12 protein-coding genes and 2 rRNA genes (1 of these 14 cut by a window edge) are annotated in these 17,559 nt (G+C 32.7%); 13 read left to right on the top strand and 1 reads right to left on the bottom strand.

All coding sequences use genetic code 11. The annotated features are described in order from the left end of the window. The 13 genes from F3K33_RS08710 to F3K33_RS08770 form a co-directional block, all read left to right on the top strand. Positions 1-2,562, top strand: a 23S ribosomal RNA gene (locus F3K33_RS08710); it begins 352 nt to the left of the window's first position. A gap of 251 nt (positions 2,563-2,813) precedes the next feature. Further along, positions 2,814-2,930: ribosomal RNA gene (gene rrf / locus F3K33_RS08715) — 5S ribosomal RNA — on the top strand. A gap of 315 nt (positions 2,931-3,245) precedes the next feature. Next, the gene (gene gpmA, locus F3K33_RS08720; protein ID WP_039768380.1) at positions 3,246-3,944 is read left to right on the top strand and encodes a 2,3-diphosphoglycerate-dependent phosphoglycerate mutase; all 699 of its coding nucleotides are present in this window, start codon (positions 3,246-3,248) and stop codon (positions 3,942-3,944) included. 312 nt (positions 3,945-4,256) lie between these two features. Next, positions 4,257-5,657, top strand: a complete 1,401-nt coding sequence (locus F3K33_RS08725; RefSeq protein WP_011969084.1) for an MATE family efflux transporter — start codon at positions 4,257-4,259, stop codon at positions 5,655-5,657. A 597-nt stretch (positions 5,658-6,254) separates the two neighbouring features. After that, a complete protein-coding gene (locus F3K33_RS08730; protein WP_011969085.1) occupies positions 6,255-6,995 on the top strand; it encodes a tetratricopeptide repeat protein in 741 nt (246 codons plus the stop codon). 586 nt (positions 6,996-7,581) lie between these two features. Then, positions 7,582-8,748: an ABC transporter substrate-binding protein gene (locus F3K33_RS08735; protein ID WP_039768388.1), complete on the top strand. Its 1,167-nt coding sequence runs from the start codon at positions 7,582-7,584 to the stop codon at positions 8,746-8,748. Positions 8,749-8,762: 14 nt separating this feature from the next. After that, positions 8,763-9,665, top strand: coding sequence for a branched-chain amino acid ABC transporter permease (locus tag F3K33_RS08740; protein WP_011969087.1), 903 nt, complete (start codon positions 8,763-8,765; stop codon positions 9,663-9,665). A 2-nt stretch (positions 9,666-9,667) separates the two neighbouring features. Further along, the gene (locus F3K33_RS08745; protein ID WP_011969088.1) at positions 9,668-10,726 is read left to right on the top strand and encodes a branched-chain amino acid ABC transporter permease; all 1,059 of its coding nucleotides are present in this window, start codon (positions 9,668-9,670) and stop codon (positions 10,724-10,726) included. Beyond that, positions 10,726-11,496 (top strand): ABC transporter ATP-binding protein, encoded by a 771-nt coding sequence (locus tag F3K33_RS08750; RefSeq protein ID WP_017212967.1) that lies wholly within the window; start codon positions 10,726-10,728, stop codon positions 11,494-11,496. Before F3K33_RS08745 ends, F3K33_RS08750 begins: the two co-directional genes overlap by 1 nt. Continuing rightward, positions 11,489-12,202, top strand: a complete 714-nt coding sequence (locus tag F3K33_RS08755; RefSeq protein ID WP_011969090.1) for an ABC transporter ATP-binding protein — start codon at positions 11,489-11,491, stop codon at positions 12,200-12,202. Before F3K33_RS08750 ends, F3K33_RS08755 begins: the two co-directional genes overlap by 8 nt. A gap of 282 nt (positions 12,203-12,484) precedes the next feature. After that, positions 12,485-13,648, top strand: coding sequence for an ABC transporter substrate-binding protein (locus F3K33_RS08760; RefSeq protein WP_039768394.1), 1,164 nt, complete (start codon positions 12,485-12,487; stop codon positions 13,646-13,648). Between the two features lie 165 nt (positions 13,649-13,813). After that, on the top strand, positions 13,814-14,206 hold the full coding sequence (locus F3K33_RS08765; protein WP_039768395.1) for a zinc ribbon domain-containing protein: 393 nt from the start codon (positions 13,814-13,816) through the stop codon (positions 14,204-14,206). A gap of 258 nt (positions 14,207-14,464) precedes the next feature. Beyond that, complete coding sequence (locus tag F3K33_RS08770; protein ID WP_039768397.1) at positions 14,465-16,003, top strand: histidine kinase N-terminal 7TM domain-containing diguanylate cyclase; 1,539 nt, start codon at positions 14,465-14,467, stop codon at positions 16,001-16,003. A gap of 128 nt (positions 16,004-16,131) precedes the next feature. On the opposite strand, the gene F3K33_RS08775 is transcribed toward F3K33_RS08770, so the two are convergent. Beyond that, entirely contained in the window at positions 16,132-17,361 is a 1,230-nt protein-coding gene (locus tag F3K33_RS08775; RefSeq protein ID WP_039768399.1) for an MFS transporter, read from the bottom strand. Positions 17,362-17,559 lie beyond the last annotated feature (198 nt).

The following is a 17,559-nucleotide window of genomic DNA, read 5'->3' on the forward strand; positions in this document are numbered from 1 at the left end:
CAGTGGGTAATAGTCCCGTAAGTGAAAACTATGATAATCAGTTCTGCACCAGAGTACCACGAGACACGTGAAACCTTGTGGGAAGCAGGGAGGACCACCTCCCAAGGCTAAATACTACCTGATGACCGATAGTGAAGCAGTACCGTGAGGGAAAGGTGAAAAGAACCCCGGGAGGGGAGTGAAATAGAACCTGAAACCATGTGCCTACAACCGATCAGAGCACCTTATGTGTGTGATGATGTGCTTTTTGTAGAACGAGCCAACGAGTTACGGTATGTAGCGAGGTTAAGTACTTAAGGTACGGAGCCGAAGGGAAACCGAGTCTTAATAGGGCGACTAGTTGCATGCTGTAGACCCGAAACCGGGTGACCTATCCATGGCCAGGTTGAAGCGAGGGTAAAACCTCGTGGAGGACCGAACCACGTTGCTGTTGAAAAAGCATGGGATGAGCTGTGGATAGCGGAGAAATTCCAATCGAACTCGGATATAGCTGGTTCTCCTCGAAATAGCTTTAGGGCTAGCGTCGGAAAATGTGAGTAGTGGAGGTAGAGCACTGAATAGGCTAGGGGGCATAGCGCTTACCGAACCTTATCAAACTCCGAATGCCACATACTATCAGTCCGGCAGTCAGACTATGAAAGATAAGTTCCATGGTCAAAAGGGAAACAGCCCAGATCGTCAGCTAAGGTCCCAAAGTGTAAGTTAAGTGGAAAAGGATGTGGGATTTCTAAGACAACTAGGATGTTGGCTTAGAAGCAGCCACTCATTAAAAGAGTGCGTAATAGCTCACTAGTCAAGAGATCCTGCGCCGAAAATGTCCGGGGCTCAAACTTACCACCGAAGCTACGGGTTCACGCTACTTTGCGTGAGCGGTAGAGGAGCGTCGTAATCGGGCTGAAGTCGTACCGTAAGGAGCGGTGGACTGATTACGAGTGAGAATGTTGGCATTAGTAGCGAGATGTAGGCGAGAATCCTACAGGCCGAATATCTAAGGTTTCCTGAGTAAAGTTTGTCTTCTCAGGGTTAGTCGGGACCTAAGGCGAGGCCGAAAGGCGTAGTCGATGGACAATTGGTTGATATTCCAATACCACTATAATCGTTATTATCGATGGTGTGACGGAGAAGGATAGGATGTGCTAGCTATTGGATGCTAGTCTAAGCGTTTAGGGAGTTGGGATTGGCAAATCCGTTCCAACAATTCTGAGGCGTGATGGGGAAGGTTCTACGGAACCGAAGTATCTGATTCCATGCTTCCAAGAAAAGCATCTAGAGAGAGAAGTAGTGCCCGTACCGCAAACCGACACAGGTAGATGAGGAGAGAATCCTAAGGCCGACGGAAGAATTGCAGTTAAGGAACTAGGCAAATTGACCCCGTAACTTCGGGAGAAGGGGTGCCTGAGAAATCAGGCCGCAGAGAATAGGCACAAGCAACTGTTTAACAAAAACACAGGTCTCTGCTAAAGCGAAAGCTGATGTATAGGGGCTGACGCCTGCCCGGTGCTGGAAGGTTAAGGGGAACACTTAGTGAAATATCGCGAAGGTGTGAACTTAAGCCCCAGTAAACGGCGGCCGTAACTATAACGGTCCTAAGGTAGCGAAATTCCTTGTCAGGTAAGTTCTGACCCGCACGAATGGCGTAATGACTTGTGCACTGTCTCAACTGCAAATCCGGCGAAGTTGTAGTGCGAGTGAAGATGCTCGATACCCGCGATTGGACGGAAAGACCCCGTAGAGCTTTACTGTAGCTTAGCATTGAATTTCGGTATTGTCTGTACAGGATAGGTGGGAGACTGGGAAACTAGGGCGTCAGCCTTGGTGGAGTCGTTGTTGGGATACCACCCTGATAGTATTGAAGTTCTAACTGGATGCCATGAAACTGGTGACAGGACATTGTTAGGTGGGCAGTTTGACTGGGGCGGTCGCCTCCTAAAATGTAACGGAGGCGCCCAAAGGTTCCCTCAGAACGGTCGGAAATCGTTCGAAGAGTGTAAAGGCAGAAGGGAGCCTGACTGCGACACCTACAAGTGGAGCAGGGACGAAAGTCGGGCTTAGTGATCCGGTGGTACCTCGTGGGAGGGCCATCGCTCAACGGATAAAAGCTACCTCGGGGATAACAGGCTGATCTCCCCCAAGAGTTCACATCGACGGGGAGGTTTGGCACCTCGATGTCGGCTCGTCGCATCCTGGGGCTGAAGTAGGTCCCAAGGGTTGGGCTGTTCGCCCATTAAAGCGGCACGCGAGCTGGGTTCAGAACGTCGTGAGACAGTTCGGTCCCTATCCGTCGCGGGCGTAGGAAATTTGAGAGGAGCTGTCCTTAGTACGAGAGGACCGGGATGGACTGACCTATGGTGTACCAGTTGTTTCGCCAGAAGCATAGCTGGGTAGCTAAGTCGGGAAGGGATAAACGCTGAAAGCATCTAAGTGTGAAGCCCACCTCAAGATGAGATTTCCCATAGCATAAGCTAGTAAGACCCCTTGAAGACTACAAGGTTGATAGGTCAGAGGTGTAAGTATGGTAACATATTTAGCTGACTGATACTAATAGGTCGAGGGCTTGACCAATATAATCAAGTTGTAATATATATTAAAGAAACTATGTGCAATTTTGAAAGAACAAGGTTTTTTCAAAGGAATAATTACAGTAGTAGATTTATGTAAATGTAGTATAAGCGTAAATTAAGAGTCTTTTTTCAAAGGAAACTCGACTCATATTCGTTTGCTGAGTGCTAATTTACACAAATAAGGAATACAAATCCCAAAAGCGATTTGCATAAGTTCGTTAAACCAAATTATAGATTTGGGAACTCACTTAATCTCGTGATGATGGCATAGAGGTAACACTCCTTCCCATTCCGAACAGGAAAGTTAAGGTCTATAGCGCCGATGGTACTGCATGGGAGACTGTGTGGCAGAGTAGGACATTGCGAGGTAATAAAAAATATGCTCAGATGATAACTTATCATCTGAGCATATTTTTTATTATAAAGTTTTTTGATTTAAAATAATAATTAAAGAATCCTTAAATATAAAAATTCAGATTTAAGGATTTGCAATAACTACTTATACAACGTGTAACTAATTTTTGGGACACGACTATACTGGTATTAATAGAGATAAGCATATATATTGAAATTTATTTCTATGCACAATTTTTTATATTTAGATTTCATTATCTGAGACTGTTTAAGAATTTTCTAATTATCATTAAATTGTGATTGTGATAAATTACTTTAGAAGGTGAGATTATGATTAAATTAGTACTAGTAAGGCATGGAGAAAGTCTTTGGAACTTAGAAAATAGATTTACGGGATGGACAGATGTGGATTTGTCAGAGAATGGATTAAAGGAAGCAAGAAGAGCAGGAAAAATACTTAAGAAAAATGGTTTTGTATTTGATGTAGCTTATGCATCAGTTCTAAAAAGAGCGATAAGAACATTATGGATAATATTATATGAGATGGATTTGGCATGGATTCCTGTTTTTAAATCATGGAGACTAAACGAGAGACATTATGGAGCTTTACAAGGATTAAATAAAGCAGAAACTGCTAAAAAATATGGAGGAGAGCAAGTTCATAAATGGAGAAGATTTGTAAATGTAAAACCTCCAGAATTGACTAAAGAGGATACCAGATACCCTGGGAATGAATATAAGTACAAGGATTTAAATGAAGAACAAATACCTTTAACAGAAAACCTTGCTGATACTGAAAGACGTGTGTTAGAGGAATGGAGAGGAAATATAGCTGAAGATTTGAAAGAAGGTAAAAGAGTGATAATATCTGCTCATGGAAATACATTAAGAGCTTTAGTTAAATATTTAGACGACATTCCAGCTGATAATGTAGCCAATTTGAATATTCCAACAGGAATACCTTTAGTATATGAATTGGATGAAAAGTTAAAGCCAATTACTCATTATTACCTATCAGATAAGGAATAAATGATAGGATAAGTTGGTGTAAAATCTGAATTTAAGAAAAAATTACAATAATTATAACAAAGAAATATAATTTATTGCAAAAACAGTAAATCTTTTAAAATTTTAAATTATATAGATTTACTGTTTTTGTGATTTTATTCAAATTAAATATAAAATTTTGTATTTTTTGTTTATATATTTCTATTAATATAAAGCGTATAATTACATAGTTGTGGAGTTCAGAATTGAAATAGGATATTTTTGTGATATCGTATTAAATGTTTGACTAATATAAATTAATTTTTACTAATATCTTTAAGGGGGAGACATTAAATGATAATAACTAGAAATTTAACAAAAGGAAATCCGGCAAAATTGATATTGCTGTTTACTATTCCTTTATTAATAGGAAATATATTTCAACAATTTTACAATATAGCAGATACATTTATTGTTGGCCGTACAATAGGCGTAAATGCTTTAGCAGCGGTAGGATGTACAGGAAGCATAATGTTTTTAATTTTAGGGTTTGCTCAAGGTTTAACATCGGGACTTTCAATCATTACTGCGCAAAAATTTGGTGCAGATGATAAGGAAGGGGTTAAGAAAAGTTACTTCACAGGCATAGTTATTAGCATGATAATAACTATAATTCTTACAACTATAAGTACGATTCTAGCTAGACCTATATTAGAACTAATGAATACACCTGTAGAAATTATTGATGATGCATATAATTTTGTAGTAGTAATATTTATTGGAATAATAGCATCGATGTTTTTTAATTTTTTTTCAAATATTATTAGAGCCTTGGGAGATAGCAAAACGCCATTAATATACTTAGTGGTAGCGTGTATTTTAAATATAATTTTAGAATTTGCATTTATATTAATATTCAAGATGGGAGTAACTGGAGCAGCTTGTGCAACTGTTATAGCACAGGGAGTATCGGCGTTATTGTGTATGTGGTACATAAAGAGAAATTTGCCCATACTTAAGTTAAAGAAGAGTGACTTAAAGTTATCCAAAGAAACTTTTTTAGAACACATTAAAATTTCTCTACCAATGGGATTTCAGGCATCTATAATAGCAATTGGTGCTATTATATTACAATTTGCATTAAATAGCCTTGGGGCTACTTCTGTAGCTGCATATACTGCCGCTCAGAAAATAGATACTCTCGCTACTCAACCGATGATGTCATTTGGTATAACAATGGCCACATACACAGCACAAAATTTTGGTGCGGAAAAAATTGATAGAATTAAAGAAGGCGTAAAGAAATGCGTTTTTATATCAGTAGCATTTAGTATTATAGTGGGCCTTATAAATACTTTTGCAGGTTATTTTCTTACAGGAATTTTTGTTGGATATGATCAAAAAGAAGTTATTAGGTTGTCACAAATATATTTAACTTCAAACGGATTAAATTATTTTTTACTTTCACTACTGTTTATATATAGATATACGCTTCAAGGATTAGGGCAAAGTTTTATTCCAACAGTAGCAGGAATTATGGAATTGTTGATGAGGACGTTCGCTGCAATTATATTATCACGACCGTTAGGTTTTTTAGGCGTGTGTATGGCTAATCCATTAGCATGGCTTGGAGCATGTATTCCACTTATAAGTGCATACTATATTAGCATCAGGAGAATAGATATAGAATACTCAAAAAAGAAAAGCTGTTTGTATGAATCAGATATAGATGCATGCAATTATATAAGTAAGTAAAAGTTAGTTTATATAGTAACTTTGTATTGTCGTATGATTTATGTGATAAGGAATGAAATAGGATTATTTAACACCAATAATCTTAGTTCATTCCTTATTACATTTTTTGATTATTTTAATTGTGTTTAAATCGATACATCTAATAGAGTAATTTGAAATTGAATATTGAATTTATATAATATTGTTGAAAGAATTTTACAAATATTTGAATGTAAAATACTGAATATATAAAATTTGTAATATATATACTGAGAATATAAAATGAGTTTTATATAAATGATATAATTAGAAGATCGGGAGTGAGATTATGGATGGAGAATCAGTGATAAAGTGGCATAAGGATATAATCGTAATAATTATGGGGGAAAGTGGAGGACTTTAGTTACAATGAATTAAAAATACTTAATATATTTTGATAATTATATTAAGATAAACATACATTTTTATAAAGTGGATATAAATTAAAAATTTAATAAAGTATTTATTGTAATAAAATGAAAAATAATATATAAATATATATGAAAATAAAAATGCTAGAATTAATATTAACATTTTTGGCATTTGTTATTAAAATAAAGATAAAAAGTGAGGAACAAAATGGAAGATAATCAAAATATACAAGACAAAATAAAAAGTTTTTTAGAAGAGAATAGGATAAATGTTAAAGGTGGAACTATAACAAGTGAAAAGCAATTATCACTAGTTTTAAATGATCTTGCAATGGGAGATTTTAAAAAAGGAAAGCTAGATAAGGCATTATATTTCACAGAAAAAGCAGCTGAATTTAATAAAGAAAATTATTATTCATATTTTATAAAAGGTCTAGTATGTAGAAAGTTAGGGAAAAATGAAGATGCGATTGAAGCATTTAATGTATATTGTAAAGACTCTGATGATTCATTAACCCACATATATATGGGACTTTCGTATGCAGAATTAGGAAACATAGAAAATGCATTAGATCATCTTAGAAAAGGCGAAAAGAACATCTCAAAAAATGAAAAGGAAGATCATAAATTATTAATCTGTGCAACTTATGAGTGTATAGGAAATATATATTTAAGTAAAGAAAATATAGTAGAATTTAATGAGAGAGATAAATATAGTATGAACTATAAAAGTGCGGTAAGATATTATAAAATGGCACTAAAAATAAACAGGAAAAATCCTGATTTAATCAATAGATTAGCTGCATGTTATTATCATCTTGAAGATTTAAATAAAGCATTATATTGCTATGAGCAAGCTGCTAAGATTGTAGAAGATAAAAGCATGTATGTAGAAGCAATCAAAGAAATGCATGAAGCTGGTGCTAAATCAGAGCCAGCAGGATTTTAGTCTATAAGAAAATTGTATAGATAAAAAAGCTTAATGTTATATTTTAGTAACATTAAGCTTTTTTGTATTTTTATAAGGTTTAATAAGCCAAAGGTAAACAACGTTAAAATACTGTATATAAATCAATTAAGCATATTCTGAAAAGTAAAGTGAAAATATCTTTCTAGAATTAATTAAAAGAGATAGAGACTAGGAAATACATAACTGATATATATAAATTTATAAATTAACTTGTAAAAACTATCATAACATTTCTACATAACGAACGTTTTTTGATAATATAGTTCTAATATTTATATTTGTAGAGAATACAAATGTCTTTCGTGGGTTGACAGATGGGCGGATATAGGATAATATATAATTTGTTAATAATCGTCGGAATAAATTAATAAATTAATAAATTTATACTTTAAGGATTAATTTATATAAACAATTTCAATAGAAATATTAAAAAGAATAGTAATATTTAAACAATGAATAGCTGGTTAATTATTTTCTATGTTTTTTGTAAATCTTATTATCAAATTATTATTTTTTTGCAGAGTACACCTTGAGAAAATAAAACTAATACTAGGGGGCTTATTTTATGAAGAAAAAAATTTCTTTGATTTTGGCGCTGGCTATGACAACTACATTTACGCTGGCGGGATGTTCAAAATCAAATACTAAAGCAAATATAGACAGCGATGTTATAAAAATTGGTGTATTTGAGCCAATGACTGGTGCTAACGCAGCTGGGGGACAGCTAGAAGTAGAAGGCGTAAAACTTGCGAACAAGCTCTATCCAACAGTTAATGGTAAAAAAGTTGAACTGGTTTTTGCAGATAATAAATCAGACAAAGTTGAAGCGGCTAGTGCAGCATCTAATCTTGTGGAGCAGGAACAAGTTAATGCAATTATAGGAAGCTGGGGAAGTGGAAATTCTATGGCGGCAGGAGATGTTGTACAAGATGCCAAGGTTCCAGCAGTTGCAGCCTCAGCTACAAATCCTCTTGTAACAGCTGGTAATGATTATTACTTTAGAGTTTGTTTTATAGATCCTTTTCAAGGAACTGTTATGGCAAAATATGCAGCAAATAAATTGCAAGCTAAAAAAGTAGCTTTACTTCAAGAGGTTTCAAGTGATTACTCAGTTGGAATTTGTAAGTTCTTTACTGATGAATTTATAAAGATTACAGGAGATAAAGATGCAATTATAGCTAAAGCTAACTATAATACAGGTGATCAGGATTTTACAGCTCAACTAACAAATATAAAGAGCAGTAATCCAGATGTGATTTTTGCTCCAGGTAATTTTACAGAAGGAGCTATGATAATAAAACAAGCAAGACAGCTTGGAATAACTACTCCAATAATTGGAGGAGATACTTGGGAAACTCCAGAATTTTTAGATATAGGTAAAGAAGATGTTGATGGAACAGTATTTTCTACTTTTTTTGCAAGTGAGACTCCTATAACTAACGAATCAAAAGTCTTTCTTGATGAATATAGAAAAGAATATAATAAAGAACCAGCAGCGGTTTCAGCTTTATCATATGATGCATATCTAGTAATTTTAGATGCAATTAAGAGAGCTAATTCGATAGATCCAGTAAAGATTAGAGATGAAATTGCAAAAACCAAGAATTTTCCTGGTGCTGCTGGAGTAATAACTATAGATCAAAATAACAATGCAGTAAAAGATGCAGTTTTAAAGATAGTTAAAGATGGTAAATTTACTTATCTTGATACAATAAAACCTGAAGAAAATTAATTAGGGGTGAAAATATGACTTTAATGAATTTAAGCACATTTATGCAAAATTTAGCAAATGGTATCTCACTAGGAAGTTTATACGCACTTATAGCCATAGGATATACTATGGTCTATGGAATATTAAAACTTATAAATTTTGCGCATGGAGATATATTTATGATGGCTGCATATTTCGGATTTTTCGGAGTTGCAACATTTGGACTACCTTGGTACTTTGCTTTTATAATCGCAGTGGTTATAACAGCATTCCTTGGAATGGGAATTGAATTCACTGCTTATAGACCGTTAAGAAATGCACCTAAGATTTCAGCTTTGATTTCAGCTATTGGTGTATCCTTCTTACTTGAAAATTTAGCGGTTGTTTTATTTGGAGGAAGACCTAAAGCATTTCCAGATGTGAAGCTATTTACAGATGTAATAGTTATAGGTGGAATTTCAATTCAAAGACTTACTTTTATAATTCCAGTTGTTACAATAGTAATACTATTTGTTTTATTACACTTAGTTAATAATACGAATATTGGTATGGCAATGAGAGCAGCTTCAAAAGATGTTGAAACTGCAAGACTTATGGGGATAAATGTAAATAAGACAATATCATTTACTTTCGCTATTGGATCGGGATTAGCTGCAGTAGGTTCTATGATGTGGTGTGTAAAATATCCACAAATAGTTGCACTTATGGGAATGATGCCAGGTCTTAAATGTTTTATAGCCGCTGTAATTGGTGGTATAGGAGATATTAAGGGAGCAGTTATTGGTGGTTTTATACTTGGACTAGCTGAAATTATGTTAATTGGATTTTTCCCTGGACTTACAGGGTATAGGGATGCTTTAGCATTTATACTATTAATCGTAATATTGCTATTTAAGCCTACAGGAATAATGGGCAAAAATTTAACAGAGAAGGTGTAAAAATGAACAATAAAAATAAATTTTTAAATATAGCTCTTATTGCAATTGTATTTTTACTCTTATTTGTTGCAAATAATAGCTTAGACTCTTATAAAATTAGAATTTTAAATTTATGTGCAATATATACAGTTCTTGGATTAAGCTTAAATCTAATAAATGGATTTACAGGATTGTTTTCATTAGGACATGCAGGCTTTGTAGCAGTAGGTGCTTATACAACTGCATTGCTTACAATGAGTGAAAAAGTTAAAAATCAAAATTTCTTTATGGAACCATTAATGGCGCCTTTTAATCATATATCGGTACCGTTTATTGTAGCATTGTTAATAGCTGGTCTTTTATCCGCATTTATAGCAGTTTTAATAGGTGCTCCGGCTTTAAGACTTAAGGGTGACTATTTGGCTATTGTTACTTTAGGATTTGCAGAAATTATAAGAATAGTTATTACTAATATACAAGGTTTAACCAATGGAGCTTTGGGTCTTCGTGGTATTCCTCATATGACAAACCTATATTGGAGCTTTGGAGTAGCAATTGTGACAATAATAATATTGCTGTCGCTTATAAATAGTTCCTATGGAAGAGCTCTAAAATCAATTAGAGAAGATGAGATTGCGGCTGAAAGTATGGGGATAAGTTTGTTCAAACACAAAGTAATAGGATTCGCTATTGGTGCTTTTTTTGCCGGAGTTGGAGGTGGATTACTTGGGAACTTAATGGGAACAATTGATCCTAATATGTTTAAGTTCAGCCTTACGTTCAATATACTCCTTATAATAGTTATTGGAGGAATGGGAAGCGTTACAGGAACAGTTATATCAGCTTTCATCGTAACAATACTTGGAGAAGCTTTAAGATTTTTGGATATGGAAAAGCAATTTGATTTAGGAATCTTTAGTTTTTCAGGGATACCAGGACTTAGAATGGTTATTTTCTCAATTTTGCTTATGATAATAGTATTATTCTTTAGACATGGAATAATGGGCACAAAAGAATTTTCGTGGAAATCAATATTTAAATATTCTAATAACAAACCTCTAGAAGAAGGAGGGGACAAGTAATGGCATTATTAAACGTACAAAATGCGACTATGCAGTTTGGAGGACTTACGGCTGTAAAAGACTTTAACCTTCAAATTAATCAAGGAGAAATAATTTCCTTAATTGGACCTAATGGGGCTGGTAAAACTACAGCCTTTAATATGATCACTAATGTGTATACTCCTACAAGAGGAAAAATAATCTTTAATGATACTAATATTACTGGAATGAGACAAGATAAAATAACTCAAACTGGTATAGCAAGAACATTTCAAAACATAAGACTTTTTAAAGATTTGAGTGTACTTGACAATGTTTTAATAGGAAATCATGTTCATATTAAGTCAAACTGTATTGAAGCTATGTTAAAGCTTCCTAGATATAAAAGAGAAGAAAAAGAAATGGTTGAGAAATCTTTAGAGCTTTTAAAAGAAGTAGGTCTTGAAAAGTTAAAAAATGAGAAAGCAAGTTCTCTTCCATACGGTATGCAGAGAAAACTTGAAATAGCAAGAGCGCTTGCTACTAATCCGAAGCTTCTTCTTCTTGATGAACCAGCAGCAGGAATGAATCCTACAGAAACTGATGAACTTACAGATTTTGTTAGAGAAATTAAGGATAAATTTGATTTAACTATATTTATGATAGAGCATCATATGAATATGGTTATGGGGTTATCAGATAGAATACAGGTTTTTGAATATGGAATTACTATAGCTGAAGGTACACCTTCTGAAATACAAAACGATAAAAAGGTTATAGATGCATATTTGGGGGTAGCTGAAGATGATTAAAATTGATAATTTAGTAGTCGCCTATGGTGGAATTGAAGCGTTAAAGGGAATAAGCTTAGAGGTACCAGAGGGGAAGATCGTAACTTTAGTTGGTGCTAACGGAGCAGGAAAAAGTACTACATTAAAATCTATAGTAGGTCTTGTTAAACCAAAGAGTGGAACTATAAATTTGGATGATGGAACTGATTTAACTAAGCTTAATACAGAACTTATGGTGAAAAAAGGAATAGCATTAGTTCCAGAAGGAAGAAAAGTCTTTTCAGATCTTACAGTACTGGAAAATTTAAAAATAGGTGCTTATACAAGAAAGGATAAATCAGGTATTCAAGAAGACTTGGAAAAGGTATATTCACTTTTTCCAAGACTTAAGGAGAGAACTTGGCAATTATCGGGAACTCTTTCAGGAGGTGAGCAACAAATGCTTGCAATAGGAAGAGCACTTATGTCAAGACCAAAGTTAATAATGATGGATGAGCCTTCTTTAGGACTTGCACCAATAATCGTAAAAGAATTATTTGGAATTATAAAGAAAATTAATGAAGAAGGCATGACAGTTCTACTAATTGAGCAAAATGCAAATGCAGCTTTAAAAATAGCTGATATTGGCTATATTATGGAAACTGGAAGAATAACACTAAGTGGCTCAGGGCAAGAATTACTTTCTAATGATGAAATTAAAAAAGCTTATCTTGGTGAAGCTTTGTAATATGAGAATTTTCGTATTTAGAGGAGAAATGGCAAGTCAGGAAATAATAAAATACTGACTTGTTATTTTTTGCATTTAATGAATTTATTTTGCCTTTATTATTACAATACATTAAATTAAAATATAAGTTTTTAGAAAAAGATAATTTTAATTGAACTAAGAGATGTATATTATAAGAAATAAATGCTGGGATATTAGAATTTTTTGAGTTACTATTTTGTTGCTCTTATTTTGTACGTCAATAAGATTAAATTAATACTTAGATATTAGGGGGATATATATATGAAAAGAAAAATTTCATTGCTTTTGGTTATAGCTATGATGACTTCTTTTACTTTAGGAGGTTGTAATTCAAAATCAGGCACAAAAGCCAATGAGGATAGTGATGTAATAAAAATAGGTGTGTTTGAACCAATGACAGGTGCAAATGCAGCAGGTGGACAATTAGAAACAGAAGGTGCAAAACTTGCAAACAAGATTTATCCAACTGTTCTTGGTAAAAAAGTTGAACTGGTTTTTGCAGATAATAAATCTGATAAAGTTGAAGCAGCTAGTGCAGCTGCAAACCTTATTGAGCAGGAGCATGTTAATGCTATTATAGGAAGCTATGGAAGTGGTTTCTCTATGGCAGCAGGTGATATAGTACAGGAAGCTAAGGTTCCAGCTGTAGGGGTAACTTGTACAAACCCTTTAGTAACCGCAGGAAATGATTATTACTTTAGAGTTTGCTTTATTGATCCTTTTCAAGGAACTGTTATGGCAAAATACGCAGCTAATAAGTTAAAGGCTAAAAAGGTAGCAATTCTTCAAGAGGTCTCAAGTGATTACTCAGTTGGAATCTGCAAATTCTTTACTGATGAATTTAAAAAGCTAACTGAGGATAATAATGCTGTTGTAGCAAAAGCAAATTATAACACAGGAGATCAGGATTTCTCAGCACAGCTTACAAATATTAAAGGAAGCAATCCTGATGTAATATTTGCTCCAGGGAATTTTACTGAAGGAGCAATGATAATAAAGCAGGCAAGGCAACTTGGAATTACAGCACCAATAATTGGAGCTGATACCTGGGAGACACCGGAATTTTTAGATATAGGTAAAGAGGATGTTGAAGGAACTGTATTTTCAACATTTTTTGCAACTGAGACACCTATAACTGAAGAATCTAAAATTTTTCTTGATGAATATAGAAAGCAATATAATAAGGAGCCAGCAGCAGCTACAGCATTAGGGTATGATGCATATCTAGTAATTTTAGATGCGATTAAGAGAGCTAATTCTGTAGATCCAGTTAAAATTAGAGATGAAATAGCAAAAACAAAAGATTTTCCGGGTGCAGCAGGGGTAATAACAATTGATGAAAACAATAATGCAGTAAAAGAAGCTGTTTTGAAGATAGTTAAAGATGGCAAGTTTACTTATCTAGATACAATAAAGCCTGAATAGAATTAAAAATGTAAATACTTTAATAAAATAGATAATGTATATTACAATTAAGTTCCAATATTGTGGCCCTAATTGAATAACTTGATTTATAAGGATTCTAAATGTATACTTAGTATTTACAGATATATATGATAATAATATTTATAGATAGAGGTAAATGGTTGTATGTTTTTTATAGGTATATTTGGCATTGAAAATAAAAATAAAGAAATAAAGATTTTAGACAATTTAAACTGTAAAAAATGTAATAAAGTTTTTCGTGGAAAGCTGATAAAAAATTTTAATTATTTTCATTTTTTCTTTATTCCGCTTTTTAGGTGGAATATAAAATATTATATAATATGTGATGGATGTGGAACTAACTTTAGTATTTCAGTAGACAAAGGAAAAGCCATTGAGAATAACGAACCTGTGAATATAACTTATTGGGATCTTGATGAGCTAGAAAGCAGTAATTATAGAGATAATTATAATAGTGGTATATGCAGGAACTGTGGTATGGAAGTTGACCCAAGTTTTCAATTTTGTCCTCATTGTGGGAATAGGATTAAATTTTGAGTTTAAAAAAAATCAAGTAGCCGTTGTAGCTACTTGATTTTTTTTCGTTAATTAAAAGTTTCATAAAATCACGTTGATTCGAGTAAAAATTGATAAAGAAATCTTTAACTACAGAAATATATTGTAATAGTTATTGAAATGGAATAACGTGGGTTTTATAATATATAATGATAGAATAGGTTTCTGATTCCAAAAGTTAAAATTGGCTTTAGGATAATAATTTATTAAAGAATTAGTGATTATGAAAGAGGATATTAGATGTTTAATTATATAATATTTCTTGCAATGTTTTTAACGGCATTTGTTTCGGCGCAATTATGCATATTTTTATTTTATAAAAAAAGAAGAATACATTTAAACGGTCTTTTAGGTGTTATTTTATGTGTTTTTATATATAGTTTATTTTATTCTTTTGAGTTAATATGTCCTAATTTAACCTTTATGAAATTGTTTACTGGAATAGAATATATAGGAATAGCATCCATTCCGGCTTTTTGGGTCATCATGGCCCTAGAATATACTAATAAAAGTAGGTATATCACTAAAAAGCTCTATATGTTGTTATTTTCGTTGCCTATGGTATTAGTGGCATTAAATATTACTAATGATTATCATCATCTTTTTTATAAAAGTTACACAGTTGACATTGCAGATAATCTATATATTGCAAATCTTAAACCAGGCATTGTATATGTTATATGCGTAATTTTTGTAAATGTATGCTTCATAGTAGGGAATAGCCTGTATTTAATTTTTTATAGAAAAGAAAACAGTTTATATAAAAAGAGAAGCTTTAAAATCATGCTTACATCATTTATTCCTTGGATTGGATATTGGATATACATGTCAAGGATTACGTCTATAAGAATAGATATAGTTCCAATTTTTATGGGAGTATTTTGTTTGATATATACATACGCTTTGTTTAAATCAAATATCTTTGAAACAGCTACTATTGCTAGACATGTTGTTTTTGACAATATTTCTGAAGCAATATTAGTATTAGACCAAGAAAACAAAATAATAGATATGAATAATATAGCAGAGAAAATTTTTAATATAAAATCAAAGCTAGCAATAGGACAAGACGTATGCACAGAGTTTAAAGAGTATCAGGAAATTATCAAATATATATATGAAGAAAAAGAAACGAGTTTCAACTGTGAAATTAAAATCAAGAATAAACTCTATTATTTTAAAGGAAAGCTTACACTAATTAATAATAACAGAGGGAAGGGTAAAGTTATTGTTTTGAGTGATAATACTGAACAGGTTTTAATGATTAAGAAACTTGAGTACTATGGCATCACTGACGTTTTGACAGGGGTATATAATAGAAAGTATTTCTATAAAATTGCAAAAGAAAAAATTGAAGCTTGTTCGGATAAGAAACATATGTCTCTATTAATGATGGATATAGATAAATTTAAAATTATTAATGATACTTATGGGCATCCTACAGGTGATATTGTTCTAAAAAAGGTAATGAATATTTGTAAAGAATTATTGGGAAAAAAATATTATATAGGAAGATATGGGGGAGAGGAATTTTTAATTCTACTAGATAATGCTAATTCAGAAAAAGCTTTAGAGATTGGTGAAACAATAAGAAGAAGGATTGAAAATTTGGAAATACTCCATGACAATAAATGCATAAAGATAACATCTTCTTTTGGGATATTTACATCAGTTAGAGAACGAGATTTGGAAAATATGATTAAATTTGCAGATAAAGCTTTGTATGAAGCGAAGAGTTTAGGGAGAAATAGGGTTTCTATAAAAATGGGGAATAGTTAGACTATTATAAATGGTGTAGCGCATTTATTATTACAAAGTAAAAAACTTTAAATAGTTACTATAATACTATTTAAAGTTTTTTTATTTAAAATATTTAATTAAAAAATTCATGAACTAAAAATACATTTTTAGTTTTTGCTTGCTTCAAATCTATCAACATGCAATATAGAAGGAAATAATTTCATCCATAACATTACAACTGCTATAGTTCCAATGCCTCCAATAAGAGCAGCGGGAACAGTCCCGAATAAAGAAGCTGTAATTCCTGATTCAAATTCGCCAAGCTGATTAGAAGTTCCTATGAATATCATATTTACAGAGCTAACTCTTCCTCTCATATAATCTGGAGTATTAAGTTGAACAAGCGTAGATCTTATAACAACGCTAATTACATCGGAAGCACCTAAAATCAAAAGAGCAATGAAAGATATTATAACAGATCTAGATATTGCAAAAGCTATAGTAGATAAACCGAAGAATATAACAGCTATGAACATTGTCTTCCCTACATTGTGCTTTAATGGTTTCCTTGCAAGATAAGCAGACATTAATAATGCTCCAACGGCAGGAGCAGATCTTAGTATGCCTAAACCAAAAGAACCTATCATTAGAATGCTACTTGCGTATATTGGAAGTAAGGCAGTTGCGCCACCAAATAATACTGCAAATAAATCTAGTGATATTGCTCCAAGTATTATAGGTCTACTCTTTATAAAAGATATTCCTGCGAATAAAGATTTTATGCTAGTTGGCTCAGATTTAAAAATTTCTTTCTCAATTGAAATATGATATATAAGAATACCTGATATTAAATATAAGATACCAGTTAATAAAAAAACTAGTGTTGTGCCAAACGTATATAAAATTCCGCCAACAGCTGGTCCTATAATAACTGCAAATTCTGAAACTGAAGACATTAAAGCAGAAGCTCGCGGGAAAATCTCCTTACTAACGATATTAGGCAATAAGGCTTGCATTGGTGGACCTTCAAAAGAATGAGCTACCGCTATAAAGAAAATGAGAATTAAAAATCGCTCTTTAGTAATTAACTCATTATAATTCCCAAAAGCCATAATAAAAATAAACACACTTTGAGTTACTTGACTTAAGGTTACTATTTTTCTGCGATCATATCTATCTGATATGTGTCCAACAAAAAGGGAGAGAAAAAGCATTGGTAAAAACTGAACTAGTCCAACAAGACCTAGATAAAATGCTGAATGAGTTAAGGAATACATTTGCCATCCAATAGCAACTGTAATCATTTGATATGCGAAATTAGTGGATACACGTGCTGTCATTAATAGTCTTAATGATTTGTTTTTAAGCAAAGAAGAATTGTCTTTAGTTGAAATCATTATATTTCAGAACCTTTCTGTATATAGAGTATTATGGCTAAATAAATATTCATAAACATAAGTAACTTATAGGTTTATAATATATTAAATAGCATTATTAATAGTATATACTGGTGAAGAACGCGTATCAAGCTAATAATGGAATTATTTTCTTTTAGAATTGCGGATACAGTTATTAGCAAAAACTATTTTGGACAC

It is taken from the genome of Clostridium beijerinckii (genome assembly GCF_008705175.1).
Lineage (GTDB): Bacteria > Bacillota > Clostridia > Clostridiales > Clostridiaceae > Clostridium > Clostridium beijerinckii.